General features: G+C 38.5%; 16 protein-coding genes and 1 tRNA gene. 16 read left to right on the forward strand and 1 reads right to left on the reverse strand.

Features of this window, described 5'->3' with window-relative positions; translation table 11 throughout:
- Positions 1-43 precede the first annotated feature (43 nt).
- The 4 genes from EAI95_RS07375 (at position 44) to EAI95_RS07390 (ending at position 3977) form a co-directional block, all read left to right on the forward strand.
- Positions 44-805, forward strand: coding sequence for a ParB/RepB/Spo0J family partition protein (locus tag EAI95_RS07375; protein WP_129822611.1), 762 nt, complete (start codon positions 44-46; stop codon positions 803-805).
- A 249-nt stretch (positions 806-1054) separates the two neighbouring features.
- Complete coding sequence (gene dnaA, locus EAI95_RS07380) at positions 1055-2425, forward strand: chromosomal replication initiator protein DnaA (protein ID WP_048715111.1); 1371 nt, start codon at positions 1055-1057, stop codon at positions 2423-2425.
- 160 nt (positions 2426-2585) lie between these two features.
- Positions 2586-3722, forward strand: coding sequence for a DNA polymerase III subunit beta (gene dnaN, locus EAI95_RS07385; RefSeq protein WP_006595327.1), 1137 nt, complete (start codon positions 2586-2588; stop codon positions 3720-3722).
- Between the two features lie 63 nt (positions 3723-3785).
- On the forward strand, positions 3786-3977 hold the full coding sequence (locus EAI95_RS07390; protein ID WP_129822612.1) for a DUF951 family protein: 192 nt from the start codon (positions 3786-3788) through the stop codon (positions 3975-3977).
- A gap of 35 nt (positions 3978-4012) precedes the next feature.
- On the opposite strand, the gene EAI95_RS07395 is transcribed toward EAI95_RS07390, so the two are convergent.
- Positions 4013-4507, reverse strand: a complete 495-nt coding sequence (locus EAI95_RS07395) for a DUF1307 domain-containing protein (protein ID WP_129822613.1) — start codon at positions 4505-4507, stop codon at positions 4013-4015.
- 158 nt (positions 4508-4665) lie between these two features.
- On the opposite strand from EAI95_RS07395, the gene ychF reads away from it, so the two are divergent.
- The 12 genes from ychF (at position 4666) to EAI95_RS07450 (ending at position 16941) form a co-directional block, all read left to right on the forward strand.
- Positions 4666-5781: a redox-regulated ATPase YchF gene (gene ychF / locus EAI95_RS07400; protein WP_048715116.1), complete on the forward strand. Its 1116-nt coding sequence runs from the start codon at positions 4666-4668 to the stop codon at positions 5779-5781.
- A 70-nt stretch (positions 5782-5851) separates the two neighbouring features.
- Positions 5852-6421 carry an aminoacyl-tRNA hydrolase gene (pth, locus tag EAI95_RS07405; protein ID WP_129822614.1) on the forward strand — a complete coding sequence of 190 codons (570 nt, stop codon included), beginning with the start codon at positions 5852-5854 and terminating at the stop codon, positions 6419-6421.
- Positions 6414-9926, forward strand: a complete 3513-nt coding sequence (gene mfd, locus EAI95_RS07410; protein WP_129822626.1) for a transcription-repair coupling factor — start codon at positions 6414-6416, stop codon at positions 9924-9926. The genes pth and mfd overlap by 8 nt, the downstream gene beginning before the upstream one ends.
- 63 nt (positions 9927-9989) lie before the next feature.
- Complete coding sequence (locus EAI95_RS07415) at positions 9990-10256, forward strand: RNA-binding S4 domain-containing protein (protein ID WP_023024830.1); 267 nt, start codon at positions 9990-9992, stop codon at positions 10254-10256.
- Positions 10249-10617 (forward strand): septum formation initiator family protein, encoded by a 369-nt coding sequence (locus EAI95_RS07420; RefSeq protein ID WP_023024832.1) that lies wholly within the window; start codon positions 10249-10251, stop codon positions 10615-10617. The genes EAI95_RS07415 and EAI95_RS07420 overlap by 8 nt, the downstream gene beginning before the upstream one ends.
- The gene (locus tag EAI95_RS10100; RefSeq protein ID WP_260469288.1) at positions 10617-10745 is read left to right on the forward strand and encodes an SP_0009 family protein; all 129 of its coding nucleotides are present in this window, start codon (positions 10617-10619) and stop codon (positions 10743-10745) included. The genes EAI95_RS07420 and EAI95_RS10100 overlap by 1 nt, the downstream gene beginning before the upstream one ends.
- The gene (locus EAI95_RS07425; protein ID WP_129822615.1) at positions 10738-12021 is read left to right on the forward strand and encodes a serine hydrolase; all 1284 of its coding nucleotides are present in this window, start codon (positions 10738-10740) and stop codon (positions 12019-12021) included. Before EAI95_RS10100 ends, EAI95_RS07425 begins: the two co-directional genes overlap by 8 nt.
- Positions 12021-13295 carry a tRNA lysidine(34) synthetase TilS gene (gene tilS, locus EAI95_RS07430; RefSeq protein WP_129822616.1) on the forward strand — a complete coding sequence of 425 codons (1275 nt, stop codon included), beginning with the start codon at positions 12021-12023 and terminating at the stop codon, positions 13293-13295. The genes EAI95_RS07425 and tilS overlap by 1 nt, the downstream gene beginning before the upstream one ends.
- A gap of 5 nt (positions 13296-13300) precedes the next feature.
- A complete protein-coding gene (gene hpt, locus EAI95_RS07435) occupies positions 13301-13843 on the forward strand; it encodes a hypoxanthine phosphoribosyltransferase (protein ID WP_048690450.1) in 543 nt (180 codons plus the stop codon).
- Positions 13844-13853: 10 nt separating this feature from the next.
- The gene (gene ftsH / locus EAI95_RS07440) at positions 13854-15827 is read left to right on the forward strand and encodes an ATP-dependent zinc metalloprotease FtsH (RefSeq protein ID WP_006595315.1); all 1974 of its coding nucleotides are present in this window, start codon (positions 13854-13856) and stop codon (positions 15825-15827) included.
- A 388-nt stretch (positions 15828-16215) separates the two neighbouring features.
- Positions 16216-16287: transfer RNA gene (locus EAI95_RS07445), tRNA-Glu, on the forward strand.
- Positions 16288-16458: 171 nt separating this feature from the next.
- Positions 16459-16941: a sigma-70 family RNA polymerase sigma factor gene (locus EAI95_RS07450; RefSeq protein ID WP_129269699.1), complete on the forward strand. Its 483-nt coding sequence runs from the start codon at positions 16459-16461 to the stop codon at positions 16939-16941.
- Positions 16942-17102 lie beyond the last annotated feature (161 nt).

A 17102-nucleotide genomic window follows, 5' to 3' on the forward strand; every position in this document is an offset into this window, starting at 1 on the left:
ACACCTTTACGAAATTGTAAAGGTGTGTTATGCTATATACATCATGGAAAAAATTGATATTATTGACGTAAAGCAAATACGAACCAATCCTTTTCAACCTCGTCAAACCTTTGTACAAGAAAAATTAGAAGAACTCGCAGCTTCAATCAAAGAAAATGGATTAATCCAGCCCATTATTGTTCGAAAATCTCCGATTGTTGGTTATGAACTACTTGCTGGAGAAAGACGCTACCGAGCAGCTCAAATGGCTGGTTTCAAAGAAATCCCTGCGATTATAAGAGAATTATCAGATGATGACATGATCAAACAAGCCATTATCGAAAATTTACAAAGGGAAGATTTGAATCCAATTGAAGAGGCCGAATCCTACCAACATCTTATTGATAAAGGGGCTACCCATGAAGAAATTGCACAATTTATGGGAAAATCTCGTCCTTACATCAGCAACATGGTCCGTTTGCTTCATCTCTCACCAGCTGTCAAAGAAGCCATCAAAAATGATCAAATTTCACAAGGACATGCCCGCATTTTAGTTCCTTTAAAAGAAGATCAACAAATCTATTGGTTGGAACGAACTCTGAAAGAAGGGCTAAGCGTTCGTAGTTTGGAAGAAAAGGTTGGTCAAAAAAAGAAAAGGCCAAGTAAAAAAGAAAAAGAACTCTTTTTAGCACAGGAAGAAAACAGATTAAAAAAGATGCTGGGAACCGAAGTAGAAATCCGTCTGACAAAACAAGAAAAAGGTAGTATTCATATTTCATTTAACAACCTTGATGAATACCAACGAATTATTAACAGTCTCAAATGAGGCTGTTATTTTTTATAGCACAATTAACAGATTTATCCACTTCTTCAAAAATCCTCCTTACTTGATATTCCTACTTTCTTCTCTCTTATCCCCAACCTGTGGAAAACTTCTACACACATTGGGGATAACTATTCACATATTGTGGAAAATACTCTTTTTTATTCCCTTAAAACAAGTTGTGGAAAACTCCCTCCTTTTATGATAAAATAAGAAAAACATAGCAAGTAAAAATGAATAGGAGGGCGATAAGTGTCAAGAGAAGAAACATTCTGGAATCGTGTGATTGAATTAAGTAAAAAGACATTTAAAAAAGAAATATTTGACTATTTTGTCCTTACTTCAAGACTCATCAAAGTCGATCAACAAGAAGCCGTTATTTATTTAGATGCGGAAGTAAAAAAATTATTCTGGGAAGAGAATATGACAAAGGTGATTTTGACTGCTGGATTTGAAATTTATGCAGTAGAATTAACCATTTCCTATCAATTCAATCTTGAAGAAGAGGAAGAAGAAAAAGAGTTTATTCCCCTTTCAGAAATGAATAGAGACTATGCAGTGAGCCATGCTCCGATAGTAGATTTGCCTCCTATCCAAACAGGATTAAGAAAGAAATACACCTTTGATAATTTTGTAAGTGGAGATGGAAATCAATGGGCTTTGGCTGCCGCTTTAGCAGTTTCTGAAAACCTTGCTACCACTTATAATCCTTTATTTATCTATGGAGGACCCGGTTTAGGTAAAACGCATTTGCTCAACGCGATTGGGAATCAGATTATGGAAAACTACCCAAATGCTCGAGTAAAATACATCCCAGCAGAATCCTTTATCAATGAATTTTTAGAGCGTCTTCGCCTCAATGATATGGATACCTTTAAAAAAACCTATCGAAACTTGGATTTGCTCTTAATTGATGATATTCAATCGCTTGGAGGAAAAAAGGTTACAACTCAAGAAGAGTTCTTTAATACCTTTAATGCTCTTTATGGGGATAATAAGCAGATTGTCCTAACCAGCGATCGTAGTCCTGATCATTTAGATAGCTTAGAAGAACGTCTAGTCACGCGCTTTAAGTGGGGCTTGACGCAAAATATTACACCACCAGATTTTGAAACTCGAATCGCTATTTTGAGAAATAAAATCGAAGACCTGGACTTTACTTTCCCTGATGATACACTTGAATACCTAGCAGGTCAATTTGATTCTAACGTCCGAGACTTAGAGGGTGCGTTGAATGATATCTCTCTTGTGGCAAGAGTAAAAAAAATCAAAGATATTACAATTGATGTCGCAGCTGAAGCCATTCGAGCTCGTAAGAATGAAGCCTTACAAATTACGGTGATTCCTATTGAAAAGATTCAAACGGAAGTTGGAAAATTTTACAATGTCAGTGTCAATGAAATGAAAGGATCTCGACGGGTTCAAAATATTGTCCTAGCTCGACAAGTAGCTATGTACCTCGCCCGCGAGATGACCGACAATAGTCTTCCTCGTATCGGTCGTGAATTTGGAGGAAAAGACCATACAACGGTCATGCATGCTTATGAAAAAATCAAAGGGATGATCGAAATTGATGACAATCTCAGACTTGAGATTCAAACCATCAAGAAAAAATTAAAGTAATCCCATGTGGACAATCCTAGAAAAACTTGCTTCTTTTTCCACATGTTGTGAACAAGGAACTTTTCAATTCCTGTCTGGCTTTAGAAGAGTTTTCCACATGTTCCACACACTCTACTATTACTATTAACTTACTAATACTAAAATAATAAAAGGAGATCTCATGATCAATTTTTCTATTAACAAGGCTTATTTCCTACAAGCTTTAAATACGACAAAAAGAGCCATTAGTTCAAAAAATGCAATTCCAATCTTATCCACTATTAAGATTGATGTCACTTCTGAAGGGATTACTCTCATTGGATCAAATGGACAAATCTCAATCGAATACTTTATTTCTGTTAAAGATGAAAATGCAGGCCTTCTAGTAACGACACCAGGTGCTATTCTTTTAGAAGCAACTTTCTTTATCAATGTTGTATCCAGTCTACCAGATGTCGTTTTAGATGTGAAAGAAATCGAACAAAAACAAATTGTATTAGTTAGTGGAAAATCAGAAATTACCCTTAAAGGGAAAGATGCAGAACAATATCCTCGTATTCAAGAAATTTCAGCCAGCAACCCTCTAACGCTCCCAATTCAAACTTTGAAGAAAATCATTTCTGAGACAGCTTTTGCAGCAAGTACCCAAGAAAGTCGTCCGATTTTGACAGGAGTTCATTTTGTTCTTTCTGATCACAAGGAATTAAAAACGGTGGCAACGGATTCTCATCGAATGAGTCAAAAAAATATTACCCTTGAAAAAAATGGGGATAACTTTGATGTTGTGATTCCAAGCCGTTCTTTACGCGAATTAACGTCTGTCTTTTCAGATGAGATTGAACAGGTTGAAGTCTTCTTTGCCAATAACCAGATTTTATTTAGAAGTGACAATATCAGTTTCTATACACGCCTGTTGGAAGGAAACTATCCAGATACGGATCGCTTGATTCCAACAGAGTTTAGTTCGGAAGTAACCTTTAAAGTTGCTCATCTTCGCCAAGCCATGGAACGGGCCCGCCTGTTGTCTAATGCTACTCAAAACGGTACTGTTAAATTAGAAATCGCTAGTGGGGTTGTTTCTGCCCACGTAAATTCTCCTGAAGTAGGGCGCGTGAATGAAGAAATTGATACAGAAGCAGTTTCGGGAGATGATTTAAACATCAGCTTTAATCCAACTTATTTAATCGACGCTTTGAAAGCCATTGAAAGTGAAAAAGTCGTCATTCGCTTTATCTCTGCAGTTCGTCCCTTTACATTGGTACCAGCAGAGGAATCTGAACGCTTCATTCAATTAATTACACCAGTTCGGACCAATTAAGGGCCAAAAGCTAGCATTGAACAGGCTAGCTTTTCGTCTTCTATGTTGATGAAAGGAAAATCCATGTATCAGGTCGGTGATTTTGTAGAAATGAAAAAACCCCATGCTTGTATCATCAAAGCAACAGGGAAAAAAGCCAATCGTTGGGAAATTCGGCGAGTAGGGGCAGATATCAAAATTCGTTGTAGCAATTGTGATCATATGGTCATGATGAGCCGTCATGATTTCGATCAAAAATTAAAAAAAGTATTGTAAAAGGTTCAGTCATCTAGGTGACTGAACCTTTTGTATTATTTTAATTCTTCAAATTTTCCATTTTTTACTTCTTTGAAGCCATTAGATTTAAAGGTTTTAAGTGTTGTCTTGTAGCCAATGTAATCAACATTTTGATTTTCTTGTGCAGCAATTAACTGATTTTCTTGTAATTCTTTTAAATCTGCCTTGGTATAATCAATCTTTGTTTTTTCAACGACATAGTCATCCTTATATTCTGCAGAGTGTGAGAATCCTTTGATATCTTTGAATTTTTTATCGTATTCATCAATAACTTTTTTTAATTGTTCTTTTGGCAATCCTGTACCTTCGTAGTAGATAACACTTGTAGAATCTGTACTTAGAATTTTATCACCCTGATATTCAACAATGACACGAATGTCTGTTTTCTTATCTTGGTCAATCAATTGAAGGTAACCTTTTTTTGTACTTTGTCCACAAGCTCCCAGAAGAAAGAGAGTAAAGATAGCTAAAAGAGGCAGAAGGATCGATTTAATTGATAGTTTTTTCATGACGAAAACTCCTTTATTATTATTGGTTTGATTATACCATATTCTTATGAAATTGGACAGGTGACTGTTAGTTTTAAGGGAGAGCATTTTTTCATCATCTTGTGCTTTGAATTATGTTATAATAAAAGGGATTGAAATGTGAACGGAGAAGAAGAAAAATGGCTTTAACAGCAGGTATCGTTGGTTTGCCAAACGTTGGTAAATCAACCCTATTTAACGCAATTACAAAAGCAGGAGCAGAGGCTGCAAACTATCCCTTTGCGACCATTGATCCAAACGTTGGAATGGTAGAAGTTCCAGATGAACGTCTCCAAAAATTAACGGAAATGATCACTCCTAAGAAGACAGTGCCGACAACCTTTGAATTCACAGATATTGCAGGGATTGTAAAAGGTGCGTCAAAAGGAGAAGGTCTCGGTAATAAATTCTTGGCCAACATCCGTGAAGTGGATGCTATTGTCCATGTGGTACGTGCTTTTGATGATGAAAATGTCATGCGGGAGCAAGGCCGTGAAGATGCCTTTGTCGATCCACTAGCAGATATTGATACCATTAACCTAGAGTTGATTTTGGCTGACCTAGAATCTGTCAACAAACGCTATGCGCGTGTGGAAAAGATGGCCCGTACGCAAAAGGACAAGGATTCCGTTGCAGAATTTAATGTCCTCCAAAAGATTAAGCCAGTGCTTGAAGACGGGAAGTCAGCTCGTACCATCGAATTCACAGACGAAGAACAAAAAGTTGTCAAAGGTCTCTTCCTCTTGACCACTAAACCAGTTCTGTATGTAGCGAATGTGGATGAGGATGTGGTTGGAGACCCAGATTCGATTGATTATGTGAAACAAATTCGTGAATTCGCAGAAACAGAAAATGCAGAAGTAGTAGTGATTTCTGCGCGTGCGGAGGAAGAAATTTCTGAGTTAGACGATGAAGATAAAAAAGAGTTTCTTGAAGCCATTGGTTTGACAGAATCAGGTGTGGATAAGTTGACGCGTGCAGCTTACCATTTACTTGGACTTGGAACTTACTTCACAGCTGGTGAAAAAGAAGTTCGCGCTTGGACTTTTAAACGTGGTATGAAAGCTCCACAAGCAGCTGGAATCATCCACTCTGACTTTGAAAAAGGATTTATTCGTGCTGTAACCATGTCTTATGATGATTTGGTCAAATATGGATCTGAAAAGGCTGTAAAAGAAGCAGGACGCTTGCGAGAAGAAGGAAAAGACTATGTCGTTCAAGATGGCGACATCATGGAATTCCGCTTCAATGTATAAAGAAAACAAGTAAATAACCAAAAGGTTGGAAAAAAATTCCAACCCTTTTGGCTTTTGAAAGGGAAAGTAAATGACAAAATTAATCGTCGGATTGGGAAATCCGGGAGATAAATATGTGGAAACCAAACACAATGTAGGCTTTATGTTAGTGGATCAGCTGGCAAAATCTCTCAACCTCACCTTCTCACATGATAAGATTTTTCAAGCAGATGTGACCTCCACCTTTATAGATGGAGAAAAGGTCTTTTTGGTCAAGCCAACCACTTTTATGAATGAGAGTGGCAAGGCCGTGCACGCGCTTTTGACCTATTATGGCCTAGAGGTGGAAGATTTGGTCGTTATTTATGATGACCTGGATATGGAAGTCGGCAAGATTCGCCTTCGGGTTAAAGGATCAGCTGGAGGCCACAACGGAATCAAGTCGATCATCAACCATATTGGAACTCAGACCTTTAATCGCATCAAGATTGGAATCGGGAGACCCAAGCATGGCATGTCAGTAGTCCACCATGTCTTAGGAAAATTCGATCAGGATGATTATGCCACCATCCTCCTTGCTATCGACAAATCAGAGGAAGCTCTTCGCTTTTATTTAAAAGAAGGGCAGTTTGAGAAAACAATGCAACAATACAATGGATAAATATAAGACACTGGTTGATCTATTTCAACAAAATAAAAATATTAGAAAATGGCAACAAGACCAGCAAAAAAGAAGTCGCTCTCTTCTACTAGGACTGTCTTCGTCTACAAAAGCCATTACCATGGCGACAGTTGTCGAAGACGGACACAAGGTCTTGGTCTTGACCTCTTCCCAAAATGAAGCAGAACGGCTCGCCAGTGATTTATTGGGATTATTAGGCGAAGAAAAGGTCTATCTTTTCCTCGGAGATGACAATCCTTTGGCAGAGTTTGTCTTTGCTTCCCAGGAACGGGTCTTTTCTCGTCTGGAAGCTCTGGATTTTCTTTTAGCTCCAGAAAAAGAAGGGATCGTCATTGCCAATGTAAGTGGTAGTCGTTTGCTCTTACCTAATCCAAAGACTGTCAGCTCTATGATTCAGTCTTTCTCTGTTGGAGAAGAAAAAAATCTGACAGAGTTGAAAGATACCCTCCTGGCCATGGGCTATCAAAAGGTTTCACAGGTAAGCCAACAGGGAGAGTTTAGTCTTCGAGGGGATATTTTAGATCTTTTTGAAGCCAGTCAAGATTTCCCTTATCGCCTGGAATTTTTTGGAGATGAGATTGATGGCATTCGGACTTTTTCTCCAGAGACTCAACGTTCACTAGAAAATCTAGATGCGGTAACAGTTCATCCAGTTAGCGATATGTTACTAACTAAAGATGATTTTTTAAGAGGACAGAAGAATCTAGAAAATATGATTCAAAAAAGTCCTCATCCAGAGCTCAAATCCTATTTGACTGAGATTCTCACAGAAGCGCATCACCAGCGTCTCCATGCAGATAGTCGAAAATTTCTCTCTCTTTTTTATCAGCAAACCTACACTCTCTTTGATTACCTCCCCAAACATGCTCCTCTTTTTTTGGATGATTACCATAAAATCATGGATCAGGAGGCGCGGTTTGATGTAGACGTTGCTAACCTTTTGACAGAGGACCTACAAAAGAGTCGCTCTTTCGCTGAAGCCCAGTATTTTGCGGACAATAGCGCACTCTTACGCACTTATAAACCAGCTTCTTATTTTTCAAATTTTCAAAAAGGCTTGGGAAATCTGCGATTTGATGCCCTCTATTCTTTTAACCAATACCCCATGCAGGAATTCTTCAGTCAGTTCTCTCTTTTAAAAGATGAAATTGACCGTTTCCGTAAACAAGATTACACAGTCATTCTTCAGGTGACGAGTAAACAAGGACTCCACCAGTTACAAGAGCACTTGAGAGACTACGGGATCCAACTGGATTATCTTGCACCCGATCAGCTTCATCCAGGACAGAGCCAGTTGGTCATCGGTGGGTTAGCGCGTGGCTTCCACTTTGTGGATGAGAAGATTGTCCTGATTACAGAGACAGAAATCTTCCAGAAAAAGGTTAAACGAAAGATTCGTCGGCAAACCATTTCCAACGCTGAGCGGTTAAAAAACTATAATGAGTTGGAAAAGGGAGACTACGTTGTTCACCAGGTTCATGGAATTGGTCAGTATTTGGGACTAGAAACCATTGAAATTTCTGGTGTCCACCGAGATTATGTCTCCATCCAATATCAAAATGGAGACCGGATTTCCATCCCTGTGGATCAAATCCAGATGCTGTCCAAGTATGTTGCGAGTGATGGTAAACCTCCTAAAATCAACAAACTCAACGATGGTCGCTTCCAAAAGGCTAAACAAAAGGTCCGTCAGGAAGTAGAGGATATTGCAGAGGATCTGATTCAACTTTATGCAGAGCGAAGCCAATTGCAAGGCTTTGCCTTTACTCCAGACGATGAGAACCAAGAAGCTTTTGATCAGGCTTTTCCCTATGTTGAAACAGATGATCAGATTCGCTCTATCCAAGAAATCAAGAAGGATATGGAATCTTCAAGCCCTATGGATCGCCTCTTGGTCGGAGACGTGGGATTTGGGAAGACAGAAGTTGCTATGCGAGCGGCCTTTAAAGCTGTCAAAGACCATAAACAAGTGGCTGTCTTAGTTCCGACAACGGTCCTAGCTCAACAGCATTATGCCAATTTCAAAGAACGCTTCGAAGCCTTTCCAGTAGAAGTTGATGTCTTGAGTCGTTTCCGTAGTCGTGCTGAGCAAAAAGAAACCTTGGAAAAACTAAAAAAAGGCCAGGTCGATATCCTGATTGGTACCCACCGCCTTTTATCTAAGGATGTGGAATTTGCGGATCTCGGTCTTATCGTGATTGATGAGGAGCAACGGTTCGGTGTCAAACACAAGGAAACCCTCAAGGAGTTAAAGAAAAAAGTCGATGTTTTAACCTTAACGGCAACGCCCATTCCTCGTACCCTTCATATGTCTATGTTGGGGATTCGGGATTTGTCCGTTATTGAAACTCCGCCGACCAATCGTTATCCTGTTCAAACCTATGTCTTAGAAACCAATCCAACCATTATCCGAGATGCTATTCGTCGGGAGATGGATCGGGGAGGTCAGGTTTACTATCTCTACAACAAGGTAGATACCATTGAGCAAAAAGTTTCAGAGTTACAAGAATTGGTACCGGAAGCCTCTATTGGGTTTGTCCATGGACAGATGAGTGAGGTACGGTTGGAAAACACCTTGATGGATTTCATTGAAGGTGAGTATGATATTTTAGTTACGACCACCATTATTGAAACAGGTGTGGATATCCCCAATGCCAATACCCTCTTTATTGAAAATGCCGACCATATGGGCTTGTCTACCCTTTACCAATTGCGAGGACGGGTTGGACGAAGCAATCGCATTGCCTATGCTTATTTGATGTACCGGCCGGACAAAACCTTGACAGAAGTTTCTGAAAAGCGTCTTGAAGCCATTAAAGGATTCACTGAATTGGGGTCTGGTTTTAAGATTGCTATGCGAGATTTGTCTATTCGTGGTGCCGGGAATATTTTAGGGGCTTCTCAATCTGGTTTTATCGATTCCGTCGGATTTGAAATGTATTCACAGTTACTCGAAGCTGCTATTGAGAAGAAACAAGGAAAAGAGAAAAAACGCCAAAAAGGAAATGCGGAGCTCAATCTCCAAATTGATGCCTACATTCCAAGTGATTATATCTTCGATGAACGTCAAAAAATTGAAATTTACAAACGTATTCGAGAAATTCAAATTCAAGAAGATTATGAACTGCTGCAAGATGAATTGATTGATCGTTTCGGAGAATATCCTGATGTGGTAGCCTATCTCCTAGAAATAGGGTTTATCAAATCTTATCTAGACCAGGTCTTTGTTAAAGTGGTTGATCGAAAAGACAATCAACTAACGGTGAAATTTGAGCCAATTACCAAGCAACTTTTCTTGACTCAAGATTATTTTGCTGCCTTATCAGCAACTAATTTAAAAGCTCGTATTGCAGAAAGCCAAGGATTGATTGAATTAATCTTTGATGTGCGAAATAAAAAAGACTTCGAAATTTTAGAAGGCTTGCGACAATTTGGGGAAAAATTACTGGCCATCAAGCAGGAAAAAATGGAAAAACAAGACTAGAAAGAAAGATTTTACTAGGCTCTTTCTAAAAAAATGGTACAATAATACATTAGAGGTGATACGATGAGATTAGATAAATATTTAAAAGTTTCCCGCATTATCAAAAGACGCCCTGTAGCTAAAGAAGTAGCCGATAAGGGGCGCATCAAAGTCAATGGGGTCCTAGCGAAAAGTTCAACCGACTTGAAGGTAAATGACGAAGTCGAAGTTCGCTTTGGAAATAAGCTATTGACAGTAAAAGTGTTGGAAATGTTAGATAGTACTAAAAAAGAAGATGCGTCTAAAATGTATGAAATCATTCGTGAAACAAGGATAGAAGAAGATGCCTAAAAATATTGTACAAATGAATAATCGGTATATTCAAGACGAACATCAGCGTCAGAAATACCAGAATGAGGAGCGAAAAAAACAGAACCGTTTTATGGGTTGGGTTCTCATTTTAATTATTTTATTGTTTATTCTCCCAACTTATAATCTGGCTCAGAGTTACCAGACGCTTCAAAAACGCAAACAACAATACGTTCAATTGCAAGAACAATATCAGCAAACCCTTGAGGAAAAAGAATATCAAAAGGATATCGTAGAGAAGTTGAAGGATGACGAATACGCTGCAAAATATGCACGCGCAAAATATTCCTTCTCTAAAGATGGCGAATATATTTATACGATACCTAATTTATTACCGAAATAATGGAAAATATTGTAAAAACCGTTCAACAATTTCTAGAATATTCTGATACAAAATTAGAAGAGTTAGCTAAAAAAAATCAAGCCTTAAAATTGCAAGAAGAAACTCAGGAAAGGAGCAAGGATGAATAAGTTAGTTTATTGGATGATTTTTCCTACTTTCTTAGTCACCCAACCCTTATCTGATTCATCCCAAGTCCAAGTTCCACTGACTGCTGATTCTTCATACACTAGTCAAATAGGGACTCAGGATCATTTCTTTGTCTCCATCCCATCCAATCCGAATGTTTATCAGCCAATCGTGACCTATTCGGATCCAGAATTGCGTCAAAAAGCTGGGGAAATCAAACCTGATACTCCCTTTACTGTTGATCAATTGTTTGTCAATAATCAAGGGAAATCTGTTTTTAAATTATCGAATAAACAGTATGTAGTAGCTGATCAAGATCAAATTTACGAAGATTCGATTTTGGAATTAACAGAAGAAAAAAAGACCATGTGGCTGACATCCTCTTTTACAGTTTATGATCAACCCTTGGTAAATGGCGCAAAAAGCAAAAAAACAAGTCTGACTCCCTATAGTAAGGTTGAAATCACCAAGACTGCCAAAACTTTAAAAGGGACCTATCTAGAAATTTCTGGCCAGGGGTGGATTGCAAAAGATGAACTTTCTGCTACAGATAATCGGATGGAGAAAGTCCAAGAGATTCTCAATCAGAAGTACAACAAAGACGGAATTGCAGTTTACGTGAAGCAGGTGGATACTGGAAAGACTGCTGGGATACATGAAGATCAGGAAATGTATTCTGCTAGTATAGCCAAGCTCTTGTATTTGTACTATACTCAAAAAGAGATAAACGAAAACCATGTAGATTTGCAGACTCCTTTAAAATATACAAAAGAAGTCAATGATTATCCAGGAGCTTATGAACCGGAAGGCAGTGGAAGTATTTCAAAAACACCGGATGATAAGGAATATACCGTCGCTGATTTGATTAATCGGGTGGCAAAAGAATCTGATAATGTTGCGCAAAACATTTTAGGCTATTATGTAACGCATCAATCAGACAAAGAATTTCAAAAGGTGACCAATAAGATTGCAGGAAAAACGTGGAATGTAGAAACTAGAATGGCATCTCCAAAAATGGCAGGAAATGTCATGGAAGCTATCTACCAACAAAATGGTGGAATCATTGATGCTCTGTCAGAGACTCGCTTTGATGATCAACGAATTTCAAAAGATATCCCAGTCAAGGTCGCTCACAAGATTGGAGATGCCTATGATTTCCGTCATGATGTCGCCATTGTTTATACAGAATCACCATTTATTTTAGCTATTTTTACGGATCACTCTGATTACGAGACTATCTCAGCAATTGCCAAAGATATTTATGAGGTCTTACAGTAATGAAAGATAAATTTCTTCAGTTCTGTCTAAAGGAGGGGCTTTTTGAATCTCATCAAAAAGTCCTTTTGGCTTTATCAGGAGGGGTGGACTCCATGACCTTACTGGATTGGCTCTACCATTATCGGCACCAATTAGGAATCGACCTCGTACTTGCTCATGTCAATCATCACCAACGCATTGAAGCTGACCAAGAAGAAAGAGGAATTCGAGCAATAGCTGAAGCAAAACATCTACCGCTGAAGGTTGCCCATTTCTCTGGTCCTTTTTCTGAAAGCCAAGCTAGACAATTCCGCTATGATTTCTTTGAAAAAGTTATGAAAGAAGAAGCTTGTAGCGCTCTCGTCACCGCTCATCATATGGATGATCAGGCAGAAACGATTTTAATGCGTCTGATTCGTGGGAGTCGTCCACGGCATTTAAAAGGTATTCCTTTAAAACAACCATTTGGACAGGGTGTGTTGATCCGTCCCCTCTTATATTTCAAAAAAAAGGATTTTCCAGAAATTTTTCATTATGAGGATAAGAGCAACCGCTCCTTGGACTATTTCCGTAATCGTATCCGCCATCGTTATCTCCCACTGTTAGAAAAAGAAAATCCTCAAGTGACGAGTGCTTTGGTCAACTTAGGAGAGGATCTCAGTCATTGGCACCAGGCTTTAAAAGAGTTGACCAAAGATTTGAATCCACAAGATGTGACACAGTTTCAAAAGCAATCACCAGCTGTTCAGATTTATTTGCTGGAAGAGTATCTAGCTAGTTTTCCAGACTTGCAATTGAGTCGGGCACAATTTGAACAATTACATAGAATAGTAGTGACCAAGTCCAATACGCAACAAGTTCTAAAGAATGGTTATGAACTTTACAAAGACTATCACTATTTTGAAATTCGGAAAATCAGTCGTAGGACGGATGACCGAATGTCAGAAGTTTTGTTACAATTTGGAACCATAAAGACAGTAGGTGCTTATCGCTTTTTATTTGGAGTGGAACCAAGCGATTCATATATGGAGGCAATCCCACTTCCAAACAACCACCCAGTTTTTATTCGCCCCCGTAAAAGGGGAGATCGTATTCTGATGAACGGTCACCATAGAAAAATTAGCAGATTGTTGATTAACCAAAAAATCCCTTTAAATCAACGAAACAATCTGGTGGTTTTAGAACAAGATAAACAAATACTGGCTATTCCTGAAATTGCGATCAGTGATTTGAGTAAGGAATTAAAAAATGGTATAATGAAGCATACAATTTATATCCAGAAAATAGATAGGTAAAAAAGATGTTAGAACAAGATATCAAAAAGATACTCATTTCCCACGATGAAATCGTGACTGCAGCACGTGAACTTGGTCAAAAACTGACAGAAGATTACCAAGGGAAAAATCCGATTTTAGTAGGGATTTTAAAAGGGTCAGTCCCATTTATGGCGGAATTGATCAAACATATTGATACGCATATTGAGTTGGATTTTATGCTAGTGTCTAGCTATCATGGTGGAACATCAAGCTCAGGCGTGATTAATATCATCAAAGATATGGACCAAGACATTAAGGGTCGAGATATTCTCTTTGTTGAAGATATCATTGATACTGGTAAAACTCTTAAGAGTTTGAAAGAATTGTTTGAAGGACGTCAACCAGCATCTGTTAAAATTGCTACCTTGTTGGATAAACCTGAAGGACGCTTGGTTGAGATTGAAGCAGATTACACTTGCTTTACCATCCCAAACGAGTTTGTTGTGGGCTATGGTTTAGACTACGATGAAAACTATCGAAACCTTCCTTATATCGGAGTATTAAAAGAAGAAGTGTATTCAAAATAGAGGAAACTAGATGAAAAATAACAAAAACAATGGTTTTGTTCGAAATCCTTTTCTGTATCTATTGATTATTGTAGCTGCTGTTACAGGTTTTCAGTATTTCTTTGCTGGAAATAGTATCGGACAAAGTCAGCAAATCAATTATACAGAATTGGTAAAAGAGCTTAAATCAGACAACGTCAAGGAAATTAGCTATCAGCCAAACGGTAGTGTCATTGAAATTTCCGGTACCTATAACAAAGCAAAAACCAGCAAGGATGATACAGGGGTTCAATTTTTCACTCCAAGTCCAAGTAAGGTGACTCGCTTCACAAGTGTAATTTTACCGTCTGATTTGACTGTTCAAGAATTACAAAACTTAGCATCCGAACATAAGGCTGATATCACCATTAAACGGGAAAGCTCAAGTGGAATGTGGATTACCATTCTGACTTCAATCGTTCCCTTTGTGATTGTCATGTTCTTCTTCTTCTCCATGATGAACCAAGGCGGTGGCGGTGGCGCCCGCGGAGCTATGAACTTCGGACGTAACAAAGCGCGTGCTACCAATAAAGAAGATATCAAGGTTCGTTTTTCAGATGTAGCAGGGGCTGAAGAAGAAAAACAAGAACTTGTTGAAGTGGTTGAATTCTTAAAAGATCCAAAACGCTTTACAAAATTGGGTGCTCGTATCCCAGCAGGTGTCCTTCTTGAAGGCCCTCCGGGAACTGGTAAAACTCTTCTAGCAAAAGCAGTTGCAGGAGAAGCTGGCGTTCCTTTCTTTAGTATTTCAGGTTCTGACTTCGTAGAAATGTTTGTCGGTGTCGGTGCAAGCCGGGTTCGGTCTCTATTTGAAGATGCTAAAAAAGCAGCTCCAGCCATTATCTTTATCGATGAGATTGATGCTGTTGGACGTCAACGGGGAGTTGGCCTTGGTGGGGGAAATGATGAACGGGAACAAACTCTCAACCAGCTCTTGATTGAGATGGATGGTTTTGAAGGAAACGAAGGCATCATCGTGATTGCAGCTACTAACCGTTCAGATGTTCTGGACCCAGCCCTCCTTCGTCCTGGGCGTTTTGACCGGAAGGTTTTAGTTGGTCGTCCAGATGTAAAAGGACGTGAAGCTATCTTGCGTGTCCATGCTAAAAACAAACCATTAGCCAAAGATGTCGACTTGAAACTAGTTGCCCAACAAACACCGGGATTTGTTGGAGCGGATCTTGAAAATGTCTTAAACGAAGCAGCTCTGGTAGCGGCTCGTCGCAATAAGAAGGTAATAGACGCCTCTGATATTGATGAAGCAGAAGACCGTGTGATTGCTGGTCCATCTAAGAAAGACCGAACAGTTTCTCAAAAGGAACGCGAATTGGTTGCTTACCACGAGGCAGGGCATACCATTGTCGGATTAGTCCTATCTAATGCTCGTGTTGTTCACAAGGTGACCATCGTTCCACGTGGACGTGCTGGTGGTTATATGATTGCTCTTCCAAAAGAAGACCAAATGCTTCTTTCTAAAGAAGATATGAAAGAACAATTGGCTGGATTGATGGGGGGACGTGTTGCAGAAGAAATTATCTTCAACGTCCAAACCACAGGAGCTTCCAATGACTTTGAACAAGCGACCCAAATGGCGCGTGCTATGGTAACGGAATATGGAATGAGTGAAAAACTTGGTCCAGTTCAATACGAAGGCAACCATGCTATGTTTGGAGCTCAAACGACTCAAAAATTCATTTCAGAGCAAACAGCATATGAAATTGATGAAGAAGTAAGAAGTCTTTTGAATGAAGCTCGAAATAAAGCGGCTGAAATCATCCAGAACAATCGTGAGACCCACAAGTTGATTGCGGAAGCCTTGTTGAAATACGAAACCTTGGACAGTGTTCAAATTAAGTCATTGTATGAAACAGGTAAAATGCCAGAAGATACTGATTTAGAATTAGAAAAAGAATCTAAACCATTATCTTATGAAGAAATTAAATCTAAAATGGAAGAAAATAAGTAATAAACTTTATAGTCTTCTAAAGTATTTAGAAGGAGCCGAAAATTTTGGCTCCTCAGATAGAAGATAAAGTCTTCTAAAAACTTTCCTTAGGTGAGATTGGACGTCAGCGAACTTCTAAGAAGTTCCATGACTAATTATTGAGCCTAAGGTCTTAATAATTCCGAGTGCCTGAAACTATTACGTTTCAGGCACTTTTCTCACGGCGGAAAAGTTTCTAATCTTCCTAAATGACTAAAAATAAAAGTAATTTTTTGAAAAGCATCTTGCTTTTTTATGTAAAACAATAGTTTGTCTACATTCAAGGGAGCTGAAATTTCGGCTCTTTTTTTTTTCAAAAAAGTGTTGACAGATGAAAATGAACTGATATAATAGATTACGTTGTAAAAATGGTCCGTTGGTCAAGGGGTTAAGACACCGCCTTTTCACGGCGGTAACACGGGTTCGAATCCCGTACGGACTATCGCAAAAAGTTGTTACATTCGTAGCAACTTTTTTTGTTTGATAAAACCATTATTCTGACATTCTTATCAAAATAATGACCGATTAGAGTTAAAAAAGATTCCAAATAGAAAATAAACCCAAATAAATCCAAACCTCCTTTAAAATGAAGACAAGTTAGAAAGGAGGTCCAATGAACTTTAAAAAATCATATGAAAAAGTAAAATGGATAGTATGGAAATGCGAAAAGGAATTTTATATTCATCTTTGGGATCACGCAGATTGGGAACAAGAAGGTAGACTGGTCTTATATGAGCTACAAATAAGTAATCCAGAAGTAGAAGAAAATGAAGAAATTCTATTAACCTACTTCAAAACAAAGTTTCGCAATCATATAAAAGATAAAGTTAGAAAACAAGAGAGTGATAAAAGGAAATTAAATAAGGTACCTTATACAGAGATTGGAGAAATTAGTCATCGACTTCGATCAAAAGAACTCTTTTTAGATGAACTAGTCCTGTTGAGAGGAGCCCTAAAAGAATTCCGAGAAAACCTAACCGATCAGGAAAAAGAAGACTATGATAAACTTCTGATGAATCAACGTTTTTCTGGACGAGCAAAAATGCGGAGAAGACTCCAAGAATACTTGAAAGATTTCAAGGATCATCATTTATGAAAAAGGATGTAAAAAAGCATCCTTTTTCATAAAAAAATAAAAATTTAAAAAAATAGAAAAAAGATATTGACAAGGTGAAGTGGACGTGATATACTAATATAGTTGTCGCGCGAGAGCGACAAAGACCTTTGAAAACTGAACAAGACGAACCAATGTGCAGG

This window comes from Streptococcus sp. bf_0095, assembly GCF_004166885.1.
Lineage (GTDB): Bacteria > Bacillota > Bacilli > Lactobacillales > Streptococcaceae > Streptococcus.

What these genes read in the sequence shown, in the direction of transcription:
- EAI95_RS07375 (WP_129822611.1), top strand. Translation starts at nt 44, where the DNA reads ATGGAAAAAATTGATATTATTGACGTAAAGCAAATACGAACCAATCCT.
- dnaN (WP_006595327.1), top strand. Translation starts at nt 2,586, where the DNA reads ATGATCAATTTTTCTATTAACAAGGCTTATTTCCTACAAGCTTTAAAT.
- EAI95_RS07390 (WP_129822612.1), top strand. Translation starts at nt 3,786, where the DNA reads ATGTATCAGGTCGGTGATTTTGTAGAAATGAAAAAACCCCATGCTTGT.
- EAI95_RS07395 (WP_129822613.1), bottom strand. Translation starts at nt 4,507, where the DNA reads ATGAAAAAACTATCAATTAAATCGATCCTTCTGCCTCTTTTAGCTATC.
- ychF (WP_048715116.1), top strand. Translation starts at nt 4,666, where the DNA reads ATGGCTTTAACAGCAGGTATCGTTGGTTTGCCAAACGTTGGTAAATCA.
- pth (WP_129822614.1), top strand. Translation starts at nt 5,852, where the DNA reads ATGACAAAATTAATCGTCGGATTGGGAAATCCGGGAGATAAATATGTG.
- mfd (WP_129822626.1), top strand. Translation starts at nt 6,414, where the DNA reads ATGGATAAATATAAGACACTGGTTGATCTATTTCAACAAAATAAAAAT.
- EAI95_RS07415 (WP_023024830.1), top strand. Translation starts at nt 9,990, where the DNA reads ATGAGATTAGATAAATATTTAAAAGTTTCCCGCATTATCAAAAGACGC.
- EAI95_RS07420 (WP_023024832.1), top strand. Translation starts at nt 10,249, where the DNA reads ATGCCTAAAAATATTGTACAAATGAATAATCGGTATATTCAAGACGAA.
- EAI95_RS10100 (WP_260469288.1), top strand. Translation starts at nt 10,617, where the DNA reads ATGGAAAATATTGTAAAAACCGTTCAACAATTTCTAGAATATTCTGAT.
- EAI95_RS07425 (WP_129822615.1), top strand. Translation starts at nt 10,738, where the DNA reads ATGAATAAGTTAGTTTATTGGATGATTTTTCCTACTTTCTTAGTCACC.
- tilS (WP_129822616.1), top strand. Translation starts at nt 12,021, where the DNA reads ATGAAAGATAAATTTCTTCAGTTCTGTCTAAAGGAGGGGCTTTTTGAA.
- hpt (WP_048690450.1), top strand. Translation starts at nt 13,301, where the DNA reads ATGTTAGAACAAGATATCAAAAAGATACTCATTTCCCACGATGAAATC.
- ftsH (WP_006595315.1), top strand. Translation starts at nt 13,854, where the DNA reads ATGAAAAATAACAAAAACAATGGTTTTGTTCGAAATCCTTTTCTGTAT.
- EAI95_RS07450 (WP_129269699.1), top strand. Translation starts at nt 16,459, where the DNA reads ATGAACTTTAAAAAATCATATGAAAAAGTAAAATGGATAGTATGGAAA.